Genomic DNA, 18,289 nt, shown 5'->3' with positions numbered 1-18,289 from the left:
AATAACCAAATTTGTTTTATTCTGTTAAAAAGATTGTAAAAGATATTGGATAAGATCGGTATCCTTACAAAATTTAAGACAGATCTATTTTAATAAACTTTTTGAAAGTTACAAGAAATACGAATGAAATAGAGCAAATAAGATACAGAAATTAACCTTTGGAATTGATTTTATAATTTATTTTCTATTTAACTTTATTCTAGCATATTTATATAAGATTTTGATTTATTTTTAATGGATTGGTGGAGTGTAACAGGTGGAAGCAGGGAAACATGTCATAGCATTGGTTGATGATGACCGTAATATTTTAACCTCTGTTTTTATGATGCTGGAAGCTGACGGTTTTATTGTTCAGACCTATACGGATGGTGAAAGTGCGTTGCAAGGTCTTTTATCACGTCCTGTTGATCTGGTGGTTTTGGATATTAAGATGCCTCGGATGGATGGAATAGAATTGTTGCAGAGACTGCGTAACCGTTCCCAAATTCCCGTGATAATATTATCTTCCAAGGATGAGGAAATTGACCAGTTAATGGGGTTGCGCCTTGGGGCAGATGATTATATCACTAAACCTTTTTCCCAGCGTCTTCTTCTGGAGCGTATTCGTGCTTTGTTAAGGCGTCATGAAGTCAATAAGGCTGAAAATGATGGTGGGATCAATAACGGTTTGGTTGTTCGTGGTGCTTTAACCTTGGATGATATGCGCCATCAATGTCGTTGGCATGACCAGGATATTCAATTGACAGTAACTGAATTTTTATTGACCAAAGCATTGGCAACACGGCCCGGTCTGGTAAAATCAAGGGATCAGTTGATTGATGCTGCCTATGGTGAAAATATTTATGTTGATGATAGAACAATAGATAGTCATATTAAACGTATCCGCAAGAAATTTCGTCAGATTGATCCTGAATTTAATAAAATAGAAACGTTGTATGGCATTGGATATCGTTACAAAGAAGATTAGAAAAGTCTATAAACTCTTTGGTTTTTTTTATCGTCATTACCCTTTGGAGGATAGAAGATTTAGGAAACTTTTTTTTTCTCCTCTGATGAAGAGGATATTATTGGTTAATACGCTTCCTCTTGTGGTTTTGGTTGTTACACTTCTTTATTTGAATCAATTTCAGAATAGCCTGTTGGAAACAGAAATCAATGTTTTACGGGAGCAGGCAAAAATTTATGCTGGAGCACTCAGCCAAAGTGCAATCAAGAAGATTAAGGATGATGTTTTTTTTCGATCCTTGGATTTTTATGCTCTGGTGCCAGAACAGCGGAATAATCAATCTTTATCTGTTGAATTGGCCAGACCTCTTTTGTTAAGCCTAACAAACCCCAGTCCACGTGTACGTGCACGTGTTTATGCCGTTAATGGGAAACTGGTTATTGACAGTCAAAATGAAAGAAAAAAAATATATAGATCTCATAAAGATAATCGACTTGATAATTCAGTTTTTTCAAATACAGAGCAGGATACACAGAAAAAAATAACCGTATTTGGTGAGAGTAATAAAAATAAATATTTAAATTATGACGGCTTTTTAGAACAGATTTATGATCATCTTTTAAGTTGGCTTCCCTATACGAATGCAAGAAGAATTGAGTTTCTTGAAATGGGTGCCGATCCAGATAGTTTACCTTATGATAATCAGACATTTAAGCTGCATGAATTATCAAATAATTACGAAGCTCCCCCTTATATTCGTAGAACAGTTGATTATCGTTTGTTGATTACCGTATCTGAACCTATCATCCATCAGAACCAGCTTGTAGGTATTATTGAACTGACAAGAGAGGCACAGGATATCGATCAGGCGCTATTTTCTGTGCGTGCATCAATTTTGATTCTATTTTTAGTTGCCTTGGCAATAACGGTCCTATTATCTTGGTACTTGTCTTTGACTATTGCAAAACCTTTACTGAGTTTGGCTAATTCCGCTTACAGGATTCATAAATCTACGGGACGAAACAGAATGATTCCTGATTCCCTTTTGATCCGAAAAGATGTTATCGGTGATCTGGCAAGGGCAATTCAGGATAGTGCAAGAGAGTTATGGACCAAGATGGATGCAATTGAGCGTTTTGCGGCTGATGTCAGTCATGAGCTAAAAAATCCTTTGTCTTCCATTCGTTCTGCAATTGAATTGTTACCAAGAATAAAAGATGATAAACATCGTCAACAGTTATTATTTATTATTACCGATGATGTTAAACGTTTGGATCGTTTAATAACGGATATTGCCAATTCAAGTCGTATTGAATCTGAAATGTCAAGGGTGACTCCAAAAGCTGTTGCTGTAGCGCCTCTTTTTCGTTTGCTTGCTGATATCAATGCAGCCACACAGAAAGAAGATGATCCTTATATTGTTGTGGATCTGAAAAATGACGATACTAAATATCCGCTTTCTGTTTTGGCAATTGAAGATAGACTGGTACAGGTTTTAAGGAATTTAATTGGAAACGCATCTTCTTTTTCTCCATCAAAGGGAAGAATTATTTTGTCGGCTGTTGCAGTCAAAGATAACGTGGAGATCATGGTCAGTGATGAGGGGCCGGGGATTCCTGAAAATAAATTAAATAATATCTTTGAACGGTTCTATACAGAGCGACCTCAAGGAGAAAATTTTGGGCAACATTCAGGCCTTGGATTATCAATTTGTCGGCAAATTGTGGTTGCCTTGAAAGGGTCAATTCGTGCCTATAACCGGTATGATGATGCAGGAAAAGTTATTGGCGCCTCTTTTGTGGTTTCTTTACCAAGGGCAAAATAACTGATTGGATTTTGTTTTAAATTTAAAAATTTAATCAAACAAAAACCGATTCGCTCAAAGAATTTTCGAATATTTAATTACAATTAAAGATATATTATAAATATATATTTGTAATATAATATGTAAAAAAAATACTTATTAAAATAATGATTATCCTAATTTGTTAAGCTTTATCAGGAACTAATTAATTTTTTTTGCGAAAGATTACATATTTATTTGTTGTTATTTGGTCACATTATGTATTGTTTAAGTATATATTGTTAGAAACTGGTTGCCTGATCAATGGTTATGATCCTAATAAAAAAGAACATTTAACTATTTAATTTGATCATTTCATCTTTACTTTGATCAGTAAGGTTTCACCACAATGAAAAAATCATTAAGTCGTATTCTTACCTGTGCATTTTTGTTTACGCCAGTCGCAGGCTATGCACAACAACATTATGCTTCTCCTAATCTGACTCCTGCTGTCAATCCAGCATTGGCTCCAGCTTCAAGCACAACTGCCCCAGCAACGGCAATTCCTATGAGAAGAGAAGAAATCTGGGCTTCTGGCTGGAGTGGAAAAATCCAGTATCGTGAAGTTCCAATGTATGCTCCACCTAAAAAACCAAAACCTCATTGTGGTTTATTTAAAACATGTCCTGGTGTAACCAGAATTGGTTTGGGTAAAGGTGATTTTATCATCAGATTAAGTGCATTGGGTGTTATCACGAATAATACAAGTTCTAAAACATCCGTTGGAGGGCATGTCAATGCAACCAACCAGGTTATGCCTGAATTAAGTTTTGATTATTTTGTCACGGATAATTTGTCATTTGAATTAATTGCGGCAAGTACACGTCATGAAATCAAGGCGCAGGGTGTCCCGGGTCTTGGTAAGGTGGATGTGGGCAGTGGATGGATTTTGCCTCCTACCTTGACAGCACAATGGCATTTCCGTCCTCATAAGGCCTTTAATCCTTATGTAGGTGTTGGCTTGACAGTAGCTTTCTGGCATAATATCTCTCCTGCAGGGGGTATTGTCAAAAAAGTGGGGCTTGAAACAGCAGTTGGTCCATCTTTCAATTTCGGGTTTGATTATCAGATTGTTGGAAACTGGTTCTATAATGCTGATGTAAAACAGATTCTTTTACAACAACGTGCCCACATTAATGACAGTCCTAACAGAATTGATGCTCGTACTTCTTTGAATCCAACCGTTGTAAGTATGGGTATTGGATATCGCTTTTAATTCATTGCGGAGATTGGCATGAAACCCGAAGTTTCCTTTGACCGTCTTGCGCGGTATGAAGGAAACGTGCCGCGTTATACAAGTTACCCAACAGCTGTACAGTTTGAAGAGCGTGTCGGGTTTAACGAGTATAAACATTGGTTGCAGGCTTTTCCTGAAGAAGAGCCTGTTTCTTTGTATATCCATGTTCCTTTTTGTGATGAGTTGTGCAAATTTTGTGCCTGTAACACACAAGTCGTTCATCAAGTTAATGTGCGGGTTGCTTATGGTAATCTTCTATGTGATGAATTGAAACGACTGGCAACCCTTTTAAAATCGCGTCGTAAAGTAAGTTTTGCTCATTTTGGTGGGGGTACTCCTACAACATTACCGATTGAAGCGATGAAAAAGGTAATGTCAACAATACGATCCTTATTTTATGTTCAGCAAGATGCCGATATTTCGATAGAATTAGATCCAAGACATATCTCCGAGGATTATCTTGCATTATTACCCACTGTTGGATTTACACGGGTTAGCCTTGGAGTTCAGGATATTGCTCCTGAAGTGCAAAAGGCTTGCGGTCGAATCCAGAGTTTTGAAATGATTTCTGATTGTATTGATCGTGTCAGGCAGAAAAATATAAAATCGGTTAATTGTGATTTGATTTATGGTCTACCCAATCAAACAGCTGCCAGTGTTCGAGAAACGATAGAAGCTATTGTGACGTTAAGGCCTGATCGTTTGGCTGTTTTTGGTTATGCACATGTCCCATGGAAATTTAAACGCCAAACTTTGTTGGAGGGGGAAATCTTACCCAATCCGGCTGAACGTTTTGAGCAGAGACAGATTATTGATGAAGTTTTAAAAAAAGCGGGTTATCGGGCTATAGGATTTGATCATTATGCTTTGCCTCATGATTCTATGAGTAAGGCAATGGAAAAAGGTGTACTGCATCGCAACTTCCAGGGATATACCGTAGACCAAGCCAAAGCACTGTTAGGGGTTGGTGCTTCATCAATTTCAATTTTACCGCAAGGTATTTTTCAAAATCAGCCATCTTCCTATGGCTATCAAAAGGCAATGCAGCAGTCCGATATCTTGCCCGTTGTAAGGGGGGTACAGCGTAGTACAGCAGATTTGTTCCGTTGGGAAATAATTGAGCGGTTAATGTGTGACTTACATGTTGATTTAAAGAAAATGATTGGTCAATATAAACAAGATCCGTCTTTATTAGGTGAGTTTCTTAAAAAGCTACGCAGCTTCGAAGAGGATGGTCTGGTTATTATTCGTAATAATGAAATTACAGTGACAGAAGAAGGTCGTCCCTTTTTACGAAATATCGCCGTGGTTTTTGATGCTTATTACCGTGCAGCTCCCCATCGCCATGCGCAGGCGATTTAGGTGAAAGAAAAATTATGCAACTTGTAGAAGAGATAAAGCAAACTAAACAAGATATCAAAAACGTAATTGATCATGCTGATTATCATTCGCTGCCATATTCCTATTGGACAATGACGAATGTCTTGCCTTTGTTTATTTGTGATTCTCTGTTGAACTGGATGCCCGATTCAAGATCTATTGCCGGTGATGTGAAGGGCAAAAGGGAAAATCATAATAAAGATCGTGTATTTGTAACCCGGCAAAAACAGAGGGAGGATCCCGCCTGTGCGGTTTTGGCGCAAGTTTTTGATTCAGAGGAAATTCGTTCTGCTTTCTCTCATTTAACAGGTGGTGATCTTTCCAATACTTGGTTAAGATTGGAATTATGCCTTGATACTGATGGGTTCTGGTTGGAACCACATACAGATATTGGGGCAAAGAAATTAACCTTTTTGCTTTCTTTGTCCACTGCAGAAGGGGCCAAGGGATGGGGGACCGATATCATGAATGAGGAAGGTCAGTCTTTGGGAAGAAGCTCGGGCGTTTTCAATTCAGCATTTTTATTTATTCCCGCTAAAAATACCTGGCATGGTTTTGAAAAGCGACCTATCAAGGGAGTGCGTCGTACCCTTATTTTAAATTATGTAGATTCAAGTTGGCGTGCAAAACATGAATTGGCATTTCCCTCATAATTGAATAAAGTCTTTTTAATTAAGATTAAAGATATATATAATTTGCAACTTGATAAATATCAGCAGAAGAGAGATTAAGGAATTATGGGTGAGGTTGTGCGAGAGCAAATGGAATTCGATATTTTAATCGTTGGTGGAGGACCTGCCGGTCTTTCAGCGGCAATACGATTAAAGCAATTACTTCCATCTCTTGAGATCTGTTTGATTGAAAAGGCTTCTGAAATTGGTGCCCATATTGTTTCAGGAGTGGTGATCGAACCGACAGCGCTTAATGAGTTGATCCCAGATTGGCAGCAAAAAAACGCCCCTTTAGACACGTCGGTTCAGCATGAGGCATTTTTTTATCTGCCGAATGAAGACAAGTCTATAAATATCCCCATTATTAAATCTATTATGCCTCAAATGAACAATGAGGGAAATTATGTGGGAAGTTTGGGTGATTTTTGTCGGTGGCTGGCCGCAGAAGCTGAAGCAATGGACATTCAAATTTTTCCAGGATTTGCTGGTAGTGATCTCATAATTGAAAATAATCGAGTTATGGGTGTAGTGACTGGTGATATGGGACTGGAAAAAGATGGCAGCCAGGGAGGTAATTATGTTCCAGGTATGGAGCTAAGGGCAAAATATACGTTATTTGCAGAAGGCTGTCGTGGTTCCTTATCCAAAAAGCTCATGGGCTATTTCAATTTACGTCAAGGTGTTGATCCACAAACATACGGAATTGGAATTAAGGAATTATGGGAAATTCCACAGGAAAAATTTTCGGCTGGATATATACAGCATAGCTTTGGTTGGCCCTTGGACAATCGCACTTATGGTGGTTCATGGCTTTATCATTTTGGCAGTAATCTGGTTTCATGTGGTTTTGTTTTGGGATTGGATTACGAAAATACTTGGCTTTCTCCATTTGATGAAATGCAGCGTGTAAAAAAACATCCCATTATCCGCAAATATTTAGAGGGAGGCAGAAGAATAGGATACTCTGCCCGTGCATTATCTGAAGGTGGATACCAATCCATTCCAAAACTGACCTTTCCTGGTGGTCTATTAATCGGAGATGCAGCAGGCTTTTTGAATGTTCCAAAAATTAAGGGAACGCATACTGCAATGAAATCGGGAATGATTGCCGCTGAGTCGATTGTTGAGGCATTAAATACACAACAAGCAGAACCTATGATTTATCAATTTCGTATCCGTAAATCCTGGGTTTATGATGAATTGTATCAAGTGAGGAATATTCGTCCCGCATTTGCAAAATTTGGTGCAAGGTTTGCAACATTGTATACGGGATTTGATTCCTTGGTTCGGGGGAAAGTGCCTTGGACCTTTCGCCATCGTTTGGCTGATAACGATAAATTAAAAGCGGCTTCTTTATGTGTTAAACCTGATTATCCAAAGCCTGATGACAAATTGACATTCAGTCGTGAATCTTCCGTATTTTTGGCGAATATTGATCATCGTGATGATCAGCCTGTTCATCTGAAATTAAAAAATCCCTCAATTTGGAAAACGGTTAATTGGGATATTTTCAAGGCTCCTGAAACAAGATATTGTCCGGCCGGTGTTTACGAGGTTGTTGATGCTGATCATGAGAATCAAGAACCCAAATTACAGATTAATGCACAAAATTGTATTCATTGTAAGACTTGTGATATCAAGGATCCAACACAGAATATCGATTGGGAAACACCTGAAGGTGGCAGTGGTCCCAATTATTCAGGGGGAATGTAGAAATCATTTAATTATGTGTAATTATAGAGAAAGGTCATTATGAAAGTAATTGTTCCGGTTAAAAGGGTTGTTGATTCCAATATAAAACCGCTGATAAAATCAGATGGATCCGATGTTGAGATTAATGGTGTAAAAATGTCCATGAATCCTTTTGATGAAACAGCTGTTGAGGAGGCTGTTCGTTTAAAGGAGAAAAAAATTGTCTCGGAAATTGTGGTTGTTTCCATAGGAGAAGCGAAATGCCAAGATACATTGCGAACAGCTATGGCAATGGGGGCGGATCGGGGAATTCTGGTGACAACGGATAGGGCTGTGGAGTCTCTGACCGTTGCAAAAATCTTGCAACACTTTGTGGACAGGGAAAAACCCGACCTTGTGTTAATGGGTAAACAGGCCTCAGATGATGATATGAATGCGACAGGGCAGATATTAGCTGCCAAACTTGGATGGGGACAGGGTACTTTTGTCAGTAAACTGGAGTTGTCTAATGGACACGCAAAAATTGCCAGGGAAGTCGATGATGGACAGGAAATTCTTGAGCTAACATTGCCAGCAGTCATTACAACCGATTTACGGTTGAATGAACCTCGTTATGCATCATTACCCAATATTATGAAAGCACGTAAAAAGCCTTTGGAAACGGTCGCTTTATGTGAATTGGGAATTGAGGCAAAAAAACATTTGGAAGTTATTTCCGTAAAAGAATCCTCTTCGTCTCGTGAAAGCGTCATTGTTGATTCCGTTGATGCATTACTTGATAAACTTAAAAATGAAGCAAAGGTAATTTAAGAATGACCGTTTTAGTTTTGGCAAGTTATGAAAAAGGTGATCAAATTCGTTCTATTACCCGATCAGCGATTACAGCCGCATCCAAACTAGGGGAAGTTCATGTTCTATTAGCTGGGAAAAACCTAGAAGCAATAACGAAAAAGGCTGTGGCGCTGGCTGGTGTTTCAAAGGTGCTGGTTGCTGATCATGAGGTGTATGCCCATATGTTGGCAGAGCCAACTGCAGATCTGATTGCATCTCTGGCCGATTCTTATGATACGGTTATTGTTCCTGCAAATGCTGAAGGAAAAGATATTTTGCCTCGTGTTGCTGGGTTGTTGGATATACAGCCTGTATCTGATGTTATCGAAATTATTGATGCCTCCACCTTTGTGAGACCTATTTATGCTGGGAGCATTTTGGCAACGGTTAAGTCTCATGATTCCAAAAAGCTTTTATCTGTTCGTGGAACGGCTTTTGCTCCTGTTGCTGAAGATGGGGGGAGTGCCGAGATTGAGATTCTGGATAATTTTCCCGGTTCAGAAAAATCATTATCCAAATTCTGTGAACTGCAAATTTCCCAATCGGACAGACCAGAATTGGAATCTGCCCGTGTTGTTATTTCAGGCGGACGGGGTATGCAAAGCGGTGAAAACTTTGTGTTAATTGAAAAGGTGGCGGATCAATTAAATGCCGCCATTGGGGCATCTCGTGCTGCAGTTGATGCCGGATTTATCAATAATGATTGTCAGGTTGGCCAAACAGGGAAAATTGTTGCTCCGGAATTATATATCGCAGTAGCCATTTCTGGTGCCATTCAGCATCTTGCGGGTATGAAAGACAGTAAGATCGTGGTTGCAATTAACAAAGATCCTGATGCTCCAATTTTCAAGGCTTCGGATTATGGTATTGTTGGCGACTTATTTGAAATTCTCCCTCAATTAGAGGAAAAACTTAAAGCATTAAGATAAAAGATATTCAATTGAGGCATGATTTTTTAACAATGTTTCAATTGAATGAATAAGGTTAAGTGGAAATATTAATATTAATAAGGTTAGGATTAGGGCGATGAAATGGGAATTACAGCAACCAAGAGATAAGTATTATGTTCCAGTTATAACCATTAAATGGTTGTTGATTCTTCATCTGGCCCTAATTGTATTGCTTAGTATTATGATTATTGGTGCCTGGGAATTATAGGAATTGGTGAGCAGTTTAATTTTAAGTTGGGGAATGGCATTCTAAATAATGAAAAATGGTGACATAATCAAGGGCAATTTTTTTTTCAGTATTTTATTAAGTATTTTTGCTTTGTTATTTTATGCTTGTCATGATGATGTAAAAGCCAAAGTTGTTCATATTGTTGCTGCTGAAAATATGTACGGGGACATAGCCCAACAAATAGGGGGTGATAACGTCAAGGTTGACGTGATTTTAAATAATCCTGATCAAGATCCGCATCTATTTGAATTGACCCCGCATATCAGCAGAATGACAAGTCAAGCTGATTTAATCATCATGAATGGTTTAGGGTATGATGACTGGATCAATCGGCTAATTTCCCGTGTTGAAATAAAAAACGGAAAGGTTATCTCCATTCAGGATTTGTTAAATCGTTCTGATGGTAGTAATCCACATTTATGGTATGATCTTCAGTCAGTCAAGAAATTGGCTGGGTATTTGGAGCAAAAATTATCCGTTCAGGATCCTGAACACAAGAATTCTTTTTTGCATAATCGTGATCATTTTTTGCATGAAATCGACAGTATAGATCGGCGTATTCATAAAATTCGTGTTCAGCATCTTGATTTAAGCGTGGCTGCTACGGAACCTGTTTTTGGGTTGATGGCCAAATATATGGGCTTTAGGGTATTGGAAGAATCCTATCAATGGGTAATTATGAACGGTGGAGAACCGACTCCCCAGCAAACAGCCCAATTTATCCAGGATTTTAAAACCCATAAAATAAAAATCTTGTTTTATAATAATCAGGTCAGTAACGGCGCGACAGAGCATTTGAAAAAAATGGCGTCAATATATAAAATTCCTGTAATTGGTGTTGAAGAGATTATGCCTGTTTCTCTTTCTTATCAAACATGGATTAACCAGACATTAGATAAAATTGAGGCGGTAACACAGAGCATTCCCTGATGACAATCCTCGCTTGCAATAAGCTGCGTATCCAGTTTGGTAACCGGCTTGTTTTGTCAGATTTAACCTTTAGCATTGATGAACCCCAGTTTATAGGGGTTTTCGGTCCTAATGGGGCGGGCAAAACAAGTTTTATGAAAACAATTTTAGGTATTTTACCTGTTCAGCAAGGAACCTTAAAAATTTTTGGAAAACATCCAAGACAGGTAAGGAAGGAAATAGCCTATATCCCTCAGTATCAAAATATGGATAGCTTTTATTTGACGGGAAGATCATTTATTGCAAGTTCTGTCCATGGGAATCGTTTGGGTTTACCGTTTCTAGCAAGAAAAGACCATCAGGAAATAGATCGGGTTCTGGATGATGTGGAGGCAAGGGATCTGGCTGATCTATCCTTGATGGAAATGTCGGGAGGCCAAAAACAGAGAATTTTATTGGCACAAGCCCTTTTGGGGGAGCCAAGATTTATTATACTGGACGAACCTTTTAATAACTTGGATCCCAAATGGGTAAAAGTTATTCTTGCCTTGATAAAAAATATACAGCAGGAAAGAAAAATTTCTGTCTTATTGTCAACGCATGATTTAAATCCGTTAATTCATGTTATGAATCAGGTATTATGTATTGGTAATCAATCAGCAATTCTGGGTAAGGTTCAGGATGTCATTACAGCAAAGACTTTAACGAAGCTTTATGGTTTCCCAATACAGGTGATAAAGGCAAATAATACGTGTTTTGTAACAACATCCTTTAATTAAGAAATTCGAAAGTATATTCTTGGATGCTTACCCTTGAATTTATGTATCATGCTTTTGCCGCTGCAGGGATTGTGGCTTTATTGACAGGGTTTATTGGTTATTTTCTTTTATTGAGAAGAGAGGCCTTTGCAGGACATGCATTATCGCATATAGGGTTCGCTGGGGCGACAGGAGCGGGACTGTTGGGAATATCCCCTTTTGCCGGACTGCTTGTTTTCAGTTTATTTGCTGGTGGATTGATCGGTTTTATAGGCCCACAGTTGAGGGATCGTGATATCGCTATTGGCCTGGTTCTGTCAGCATCAATGGGTTTAGGTCTGTTATTTCTTCATTTTTATACCCATTACGCGACACAAGTTACGAGCTTGTTATTCGGCAATATTTTTGCGGTTGATACAGTCATTTTATATGATCTTGTCGGTCTCGCATTATTTTGCCTAGCTGTTATGCTATTTTTTATGCGACCTTTGTTATTTGCCACCTTGCAACCAGATTTGGCCGAGACAAGAGGAATCTCTTTACGATGGGTTTCGATAGTCTTTCTAATGCTGGTTGCCTGCATAACTGTTGCTTGTGTTCAAGTGACCGGTATTCTTTTGACCTTTTCTTTGATGATTGGACCTGCTGCTGTTGCCAGGCAATGGGGTAAGACAATATGGCGGGCACTTATGGTTTCGATTTTCCTGGCTTTATTTGAGGCCTGGAGTGGTATAGTGGCTTCTTGGTATACAGACTTGCCAGTATCTTTTTGGATCAGCTTTTTTAGTTTTGTCATTTATTCAATAAGTTTGCTTTTTTTCAAAAGAAAAATATCATTTCGAAAGTATTTATAAATATCATATTGTATAAAGAGTAAGGATTGCTTAACATAACCCTTTATGAGGTATTTGAAAATTTTTATTTAAAAAGTTGATTTCTTCAGAATGCATGATTTCACGTCAAGTAAGAAATTGGTAATTTTTGTAACGGGATTATCAGGAGCTGGTAAAGCGTCTATTCTTCGGGTTTTTGAGGATCTTGGATATGAACTGGTTGATAATGCGCCTTTACAGCTTATTGCGGATGTTGTTGGGCGTGTTCAGGGACCCATTGCAATAGGCATTGATTCCAGAACCAATGGGTTTGAGGTGAATGCATTTCTAGAGGTTTTAAATAGTTTAAAGCAGAATTCATCCCTTAAGGTTGAACTAATTTACGCCACGGCAGAGTTGGACGTTTTGTTGCGACGTTATACAGCAACCCGTCGTCGTCATCCAATGGCTGCCAATGGTACGGTTAAGGACGGGATTAGTGCTGAAATAGCCTTGATGAATCCATTACGAAATGTTGCCGATCTGGTTATTGATACATCGGATCTTCCCCCTATGGAATTAAGGTTGCTTGTGGAAACAAGGTATAACTTTAATCATCTGGATACTAAAAACCGCTTTACCCTAACCTTGATGTCTTTTGCCTTTCCTGTTGGAATTCCAAGAGAGGCGGATATGGTATTCGATGCACGGTTTTTGCATAATCCTTATTATATATCAGAATTATCAGCACTGACGGGACTGGATACGTCGATCCAAGATTATGTTAAAAGTGATCCTGATTATGAGAAATTTGTTGATCAGATTTATCAGATGCTAAATTTGATTTTTCCCCGTTTTGCGATAGAAGGAAAAAAATACGTCACAATTGCGGTAGGATGTTCTGGTGGACGTCATCGTTCAGTTACCGTTATAGAGGACCTTGCACGTCGTATTGTTAATTCTAAAGATAAAGAAATGCGTTTCCCTGCATTGGTTATCCATCGTGAACTGGCGCGGCAGGGAATTCAAACATGGCGATGGGTTGCCCATCCTCAATAAAAATTATAATAAGTGTAAATTGTTAGAATATTAGGTTTGGAATATTAATATGGATCAACAGATTATTCCTGTTCGTCGGGCTTTGATTTCTGTTTCTGATAAAACAGGTTTAATTGATTTGGCCAAGTTATTGGCTGAAAACAGCGTGGAAATCTTGTCAACAGGTGGGACAGCCAAAGCACTTCGGGATGCCGGAATAAAAGTGGTGGAGGTTTCGGATTTTACAGGATTTCCGGAAATTCTGGACGGTCGAGTTAAAACACTGGTGCCTCAAATTCATGGTGGGTTATTGGGACGACGTGATCTGGCCAGTCATCAGGAACAAATGAAACAGCATAATATTTTGCCGATTGATTTGTTGTGTGTCAATTTATACCCTTTTGAGGAAACAGTCGTGTCAGGCGCCGGTAAAGAAGATATTATAGAAAATATTGATATCGGTGGTCCAGCTTTAATCAGGGCTGCATCTAAAAACCATAGTCATGTCGCGGTGTTGACGGATGTTCATCAATATGCCGTTTTTAAAGAAGAGATGAAGCAGAATGGTGGAACAACAATACAGCAGCGGCGAAAATGGGCCCAGGTGGCTTATGCCCGGACCGCTGCATATGATGCTGCGATTGCCAGTTGGTTTGCAGGTCAGGCAAAAGATATATTTCCAGAACGCCTAAATTTAAGTGGCCAACGGAAACAGATTTTGCGATACGGGGAAAACCCTCATCAACAGGCTGCTTTTTATACGAATGATGAACAACGTCCGGGTGTTGCAACAGCCCAACAATTACAGGGTAAAGAGCTTTCCTATAATAATTTTAACGATACAGATGCAGCTTTTGAAGCGGTGGCTGAATTTGATAAACCATCTGTTGTTATTGTCAAACATGCAAACCCTTGTGGTGCAGCAAGCGCATCTTCTTTATCAGAAGCTTGGGATTTGGCTTTACGGTGTGATCCTGTTTCTGCTTTTGGAGGAATTATTGCGGTCAATCGTCCATTAGATAAAGAAGCCGCACAAAAAATTATAACTATATTTAGTGAAGTGATTATTGCTCCAAAGGTCAATTCAGATGCATTGGAGATCCTTTCAAAGAAAAAGAATGTAAGGGTTTTAGAAACAGGGGCAATGCCTGATCCATTGGCACAAGGTATGACGGTTCGTACTTTGGCGGGTGGGTATCTTTTACAAAATCGTGATAATGGACGACCTTCCGATTTTAAGGTTGTAACTAAACGCGAACCTACTGAAAAGGAAATGGAAGATCTGATTTTTGCCTTTACGATTGGCAAGCATGTTAAATCAAATGCAATTATTTATGTTAAAGATAAAGCGACTGTAGGGATAGGTGCGGGTCAAATGAGTCGTGTCGATTCAGCCAGGATTGCTGCCCACAAAAGTGCGGAAGCAGCTCAAGCCGCCGGTTTAGAAAAACCCATGACCCGGGGAAGTGTTGTTGCTTCAGATGCCTTTTTTCCATTTGCAGACGGTTTGCAGGCTGCCGTAGCGGCAGGAGCCACTGCGGTTATTCAGCCAGGTGGTTCAATGCGTGACAATGAGGTGATTGCGGCCGCAGATGAGGCTGGAATTGCAATGGTTTTTACGGGAATGCGCCATTTCCGTCATTAAAAGGTCAAGGGAAAATGAAACGGATAGGTTTGTTCTGTATTTCTTCTTTATTTCTGTTTGTGCAGTTTGTTTATGCGAAAGAATATCGCTTGAAAAGCCAATTTGATCCAGCTTCGGTTCAATGGTCTAAAACAACAGGAAATGCAGCGGTCGCAGGTATGGGTATCTATCGATTATCCGATGGTACGATGAAAAGTTGTGCAGGACAAACCGTCTATTATTATCCCTATTCTGATTATGTAATGGAACAGTTGCAGTTTAGAATGCGAGGTATTACCAATATCAAGAATTTAAATCCACAGTCTGTTCAATACCGTTTTTCCGTAACTTGTGATCAAGAAGGTGATTTTCACATTGCCTATTTGCCGGCAGGAAAATGGATTTTTGTAATGAATATTCCTGTGGTTAAAAATGATGAAGACTATTCTTCTTACAATCAAGAATCAGATTTAAGTGGTGTCGCTGGGGAAGGGAATGGCATTATTTATCGGATTGTAACCCTTACCCCTCAAAAAGTCACGCAGGTTCCCTTGATTCAGGGGGATGTTAACAGCCATTAACATGAATGGTTTTGTTGATTTTTTTTATTGAATTAATAATCGTGAATTTCGTCAAGATCGGTAAAGCGTGTAAATTCTCCTTCAAAAAAGAGGTCAATTTTACAGGTTGGGCCATGACGTTGCTTTTCAAGAATGAGTTCTGCTTTATTATGAACCTTATTCATATCTGCTTGCCATTTTTCCAAGGCAATTTGATATTTATCCTCATTTTCAAATGTGGTCGGTTTCGGCATGCGTTGCTGTAAGTAGTATTCATCACGATAGACAAACATGACGCTATCTGCATCCTGTTCAATTGAGCCAGATTCTCGTAAGTCTGAAAGTTGCGGACGTTTATCTTCTCGGCTTTCGACTTGTCTTGAAAGTTGTGAAAGTGCAATAACGGGAATGTTAAATTCTTTTGCCAGAGCTTTTAATCCTTGGGTAATTTGTGAAATTTCCAAGACCCGACTTTCAGGTTTACTGCCAACGGATGGACGCATCAGTTGTAAATAGTCGACGACAACCAATCGCAACCCTTTTGTTCGAGATAATCTCCGGCAGCGTGTTCGCATGACGGATAGACTGATTGCAGGTGTATCATCAATATAGAGAGGAAGCTGTGATAATTCTCGGCTGACTTGAACAAAGCGATCAAATTCCTTTTGTCCAATTTCTCCACGACGGATGCGTTCACTTGAAACACGTGATTCCTCGGAAAGTAAACGGGTGGCCAATTGTTCAGAAGACATTTCCAAAGAAAAAATGGCAACAGTTCCTATTTTATGATGATTTGTATCCGATTGAATTTGTGATTCTTGTAAAAGATTGCGTGCCGCATTAAAAGCGATTTTAGTTGCCAGGGCAGTTTTTCCCATGGCAGGCCGACCAGCCAGAATAATTAAGTCAGAAGGATGCAATCCCCCAGTTCTTTTGTCCAAGTCACGTAACCCTGTGGTGAGTCCGGCGATTCCGCTACTGTTTGTAAAAGCTTTTTCAGCAATTGTAATGGCTTCTGTTAATGCATTTTCAAAGGTGACGAAACCACCCTCTTGCCCTTTATGCGTGGCAAGCTGGAAAAGCTTTTCTTCGCCCAAAGAAATCTGATCAGTGCCATTTATTTCAGTATTTGATTGAAAAGCTTCGTTGACAATATCCTCGCCAATATCAATTAACTGTCTTCTTATCCAGGCATCATGAATAATTTTACCATAATCCTTGGCATTAATAATTCCCACCATGGATTGTAACAATTGTCCTAGATAAGCTACTCCGCCAACCTGATCCAATTTTCCCGAATGTTCAAACTCAGCTTTCAAAGTAACGGCATCCGCTATTTGACCAGCTTCAATACGCTTTACAATAGCATCGTAGATTTCTTTATTGATGGGATCTGAAAAATGTTCACCAATCAAAAAATCGGCGATTTTATCATAAGCCTTATTGTTGGTCAGTAAAGCACCAAGCAATGACTGTTCTGCTTGAATATTGGTTGGAGGCAGTCTTTGTGACATTTCCAACAAAGATGATTTACTAGAACTGGATTCTTTATTACTCACGTTTTTATTGTATCACTTTTTGTTGATTAATGGGGGTGTTAATTGTGGGGAAATCTGTGGATAATGTGGATAAGTTGATTGTTTTATGAAGTTGTATATAGGCACTCATGATATGATAAAATGAACTGGTGGGTATTTTATCGTTTCTATAATGATAGTGATCATCCAATTGATCTTGCCATGTGCCTGACGGGCAGTGGGTAAAATAGCGATATAATAAGTTATGAAGAATTTGGACAAGATGGCGGCAACTTGTTTCATCTTGATTATGAATTGTCGCCCGTAAAGCTTCTGTCTGAACCCATAATCGGGCAGATTTATGGGTTAGTGTCCCGTCTCTTCTTACTTTATCCGCAACGAGTCCGGTTTTTTGATCAATGGCATGTAAACGGTTAAAAAGAAATAGACGGTCAATTTCGTTTTTATAACTGATTCCAGTCAAGCGTTGATATTCGTAAAGCAGCCAAATCCATTCATATTGATGTCCCGGCTCGATACTTTCCCGAGCCATGCAAGGAGCATTAAACCACCCTTCAGTATAATATTCACCTAAAACACCAGCTTGATGATCAAAAAAATGATTTTTAAATAGAGAAATAAGTTTGTGGGCTAAAAGAAGATCTCGTTCATTTTGGGTAACTTCGAACAAGGCCAGCGTTGCTTCCAGGAGATGCATATGCGGGTTTTGTTGACGATATCCGGCAGTCAAGGGGAGAATATTTTTAAAACCACCCTCAGGATAAGCCATAAATTGCAGGATCCATTGTATGGTCTGGCGGGCCTGTTGAATGGGTCTGGGATTATTACTCAATTTTCCATACCAGGCCAGAGAGAAAATGATAAAGGCTAGATCATATAAATCAGAAGCTTTATCAAGAATTTTTCCTTTTCGTGTTAGGGATTTTGCCCAATGTCCCTCACCTTGATGGGCATTTTGCATAAAAACATATATTCTTTCAGCAATTATGTTGCCCTTTGTCCATCCCAAAAGTCCTGCTTGACTAAAGGTATAAAGTTGACGTGCCTGAACACGCATTCGTTTGTATCCAGGAAAATCAGGTTGTCCATCAAGCTTTAGTTGTTCATGAACTCCGTAAAGAAAAGGGTTTTCTGCGGTTCCATCACATCCTATTGTTCCCCAATATGGTAAGGCCTTATCAAATAACCAGGAAGTAAAGAGGATATAGTATCGGGTTATATTTTGGGAGATAGGCATAATACTTGACTTTTTAGACTCAAATTACATTGAT

17 protein-coding genes are annotated in these 18,289 nt (G+C 39.0%); 15 read left to right on the top strand and 2 right to left on the bottom strand.

Translation table 11 applies throughout. The annotated features are described in order from the left end of the window. Positions 1 to 256: 256 nt before the first annotated feature. From GM552_RS08660 to GM552_RS08595, 15 genes are all read left to right on the top strand, one after another. Positions 257 to 967 carry a response regulator transcription factor gene (locus GM552_RS08660; protein WP_198196655.1) on the top strand — a complete coding sequence of 237 codons (711 nt, stop codon included), beginning with the start codon at positions 257 to 259 and terminating at the stop codon, positions 965 to 967. A gap of 43 nt (positions 968 to 1,010) precedes the next feature. Continuing rightward, entirely contained in the window at positions 1,011 to 2,771 is a 1,761-nt protein-coding gene (locus GM552_RS08655; RefSeq protein WP_370533624.1) for an ATP-binding protein, read from the top strand. Between the two features lie 367 nt (positions 2,772 to 3,138). Further along, positions 3,139 to 4,005, top strand: coding sequence for an OmpW family protein (locus GM552_RS08650; RefSeq protein WP_155566109.1), 867 nt, complete (start codon positions 3,139 to 3,141; stop codon positions 4,003 to 4,005). An 18-nt stretch (positions 4,006 to 4,023) separates the two neighbouring features. Further along, positions 4,024 to 5,388 (top strand): oxygen-independent coproporphyrinogen III oxidase, encoded by a 1,365-nt coding sequence (hemN, locus tag GM552_RS08645; RefSeq protein ID WP_155566108.1) that lies wholly within the window; start codon positions 4,024 to 4,026, stop codon positions 5,386 to 5,388. Positions 5,389 to 5,402: 14 nt separating this feature from the next. Then, positions 5,403 to 6,059 (top strand): 2OG-Fe(II) oxygenase, encoded by a 657-nt coding sequence (locus tag GM552_RS08640; protein ID WP_155566107.1) that lies wholly within the window; start codon positions 5,403 to 5,405, stop codon positions 6,057 to 6,059. A gap of 84 nt (positions 6,060 to 6,143) precedes the next feature. Beyond that, complete coding sequence (locus tag GM552_RS08635) at positions 6,144 to 7,790, top strand: electron transfer flavoprotein-ubiquinone oxidoreductase (protein WP_155566106.1); 1,647 nt, start codon at positions 6,144 to 6,146, stop codon at positions 7,788 to 7,790. A 39-nt stretch (positions 7,791 to 7,829) separates the two neighbouring features. Next, on the top strand, positions 7,830 to 8,579 hold the full coding sequence (locus tag GM552_RS08630; protein ID WP_155566105.1) for an electron transfer flavoprotein subunit beta/FixA family protein: 750 nt from the start codon (positions 7,830 to 7,832) through the stop codon (positions 8,577 to 8,579). 2 nt (positions 8,580 to 8,581) lie between these two features. Beyond that, positions 8,582 to 9,529 carry an electron transfer flavoprotein subunit alpha/FixB family protein gene (locus GM552_RS08625; protein ID WP_155566104.1) on the top strand — a complete coding sequence of 316 codons (948 nt, stop codon included), beginning with the start codon at positions 8,582 to 8,584 and terminating at the stop codon, positions 9,527 to 9,529. 97 nt (positions 9,530 to 9,626) lie between these two features. Further along, entirely contained in the window at positions 9,627 to 9,758 is a 132-nt protein-coding gene (locus GM552_RS09010; protein ID WP_255412377.1) for a hypothetical protein, read from the top strand. A gap of 48 nt (positions 9,759 to 9,806) precedes the next feature. Continuing rightward, entirely contained in the window at positions 9,807 to 10,709 is a 903-nt protein-coding gene (locus tag GM552_RS08620; RefSeq protein WP_155566103.1) for a metal ABC transporter solute-binding protein, Zn/Mn family, read from the top strand. Beyond that, entirely contained in the window at positions 10,709 to 11,467 is a 759-nt protein-coding gene (locus tag GM552_RS08615) for a metal ABC transporter ATP-binding protein (RefSeq protein ID WP_155566102.1), read from the top strand. The genes GM552_RS08620 and GM552_RS08615 overlap by 1 nt, the downstream gene beginning before the upstream one ends. 23 nt (positions 11,468 to 11,490) lie before the next feature. Next, positions 11,491 to 12,300 (top strand): metal ABC transporter permease, encoded by an 810-nt coding sequence (locus GM552_RS08610; RefSeq protein WP_155566101.1) that lies wholly within the window; start codon positions 11,491 to 11,493, stop codon positions 12,298 to 12,300. A gap of 90 nt (positions 12,301 to 12,390) precedes the next feature. Next, complete coding sequence (gene rapZ / locus GM552_RS08605; protein ID WP_155566100.1) at positions 12,391 to 13,317, top strand: RNase adapter RapZ; 927 nt, start codon at positions 12,391 to 12,393, stop codon at positions 13,315 to 13,317. Between the two features lie 49 nt (positions 13,318 to 13,366). Next, positions 13,367 to 14,941: a bifunctional phosphoribosylaminoimidazolecarboxamide formyltransferase/IMP cyclohydrolase gene (gene purH, locus GM552_RS08600; RefSeq protein WP_155566099.1), complete on the top strand. Its 1,575-nt coding sequence runs from the start codon at positions 13,367 to 13,369 to the stop codon at positions 14,939 to 14,941. A gap of 14 nt (positions 14,942 to 14,955) precedes the next feature. Continuing rightward, positions 14,956 to 15,501 (top strand): hypothetical protein, encoded by a 546-nt coding sequence (locus GM552_RS08595; RefSeq protein ID WP_155566098.1) that lies wholly within the window; start codon positions 14,956 to 14,958, stop codon positions 15,499 to 15,501. 32 nt (positions 15,502 to 15,533) lie between these two features. Here GM552_RS08595 and GM552_RS08590 read toward each other — a convergent pair whose 3' ends face one another. Continuing rightward, the gene (locus GM552_RS08590; protein WP_347400651.1) at positions 15,534 to 17,039 is read right to left on the bottom strand and encodes a replicative DNA helicase; all 1,506 of its coding nucleotides are present in this window, start codon (positions 17,037 to 17,039) and stop codon (positions 15,534 to 15,536) included. A 4-nt stretch (positions 17,040 to 17,043) separates the two neighbouring features. After that, a complete protein-coding gene (locus tag GM552_RS08585; RefSeq protein WP_155566097.1) occupies positions 17,044 to 18,255 on the bottom strand; it encodes an AGE family epimerase/isomerase in 1,212 nt (403 codons plus the stop codon). Positions 18,256 to 18,289: the final 34 nt, after the last annotated feature.

It is taken from the genome of Commensalibacter sp. ESL0382, from assembly GCF_009725775.1.
GTDB classification, from domain to species: domain Bacteria; phylum Pseudomonadota; class Alphaproteobacteria; order Acetobacterales; family Acetobacteraceae; genus Commensalibacter; species Commensalibacter melissae.
This window is presented reverse-complemented; position numbering and strand designations above follow the sequence as displayed.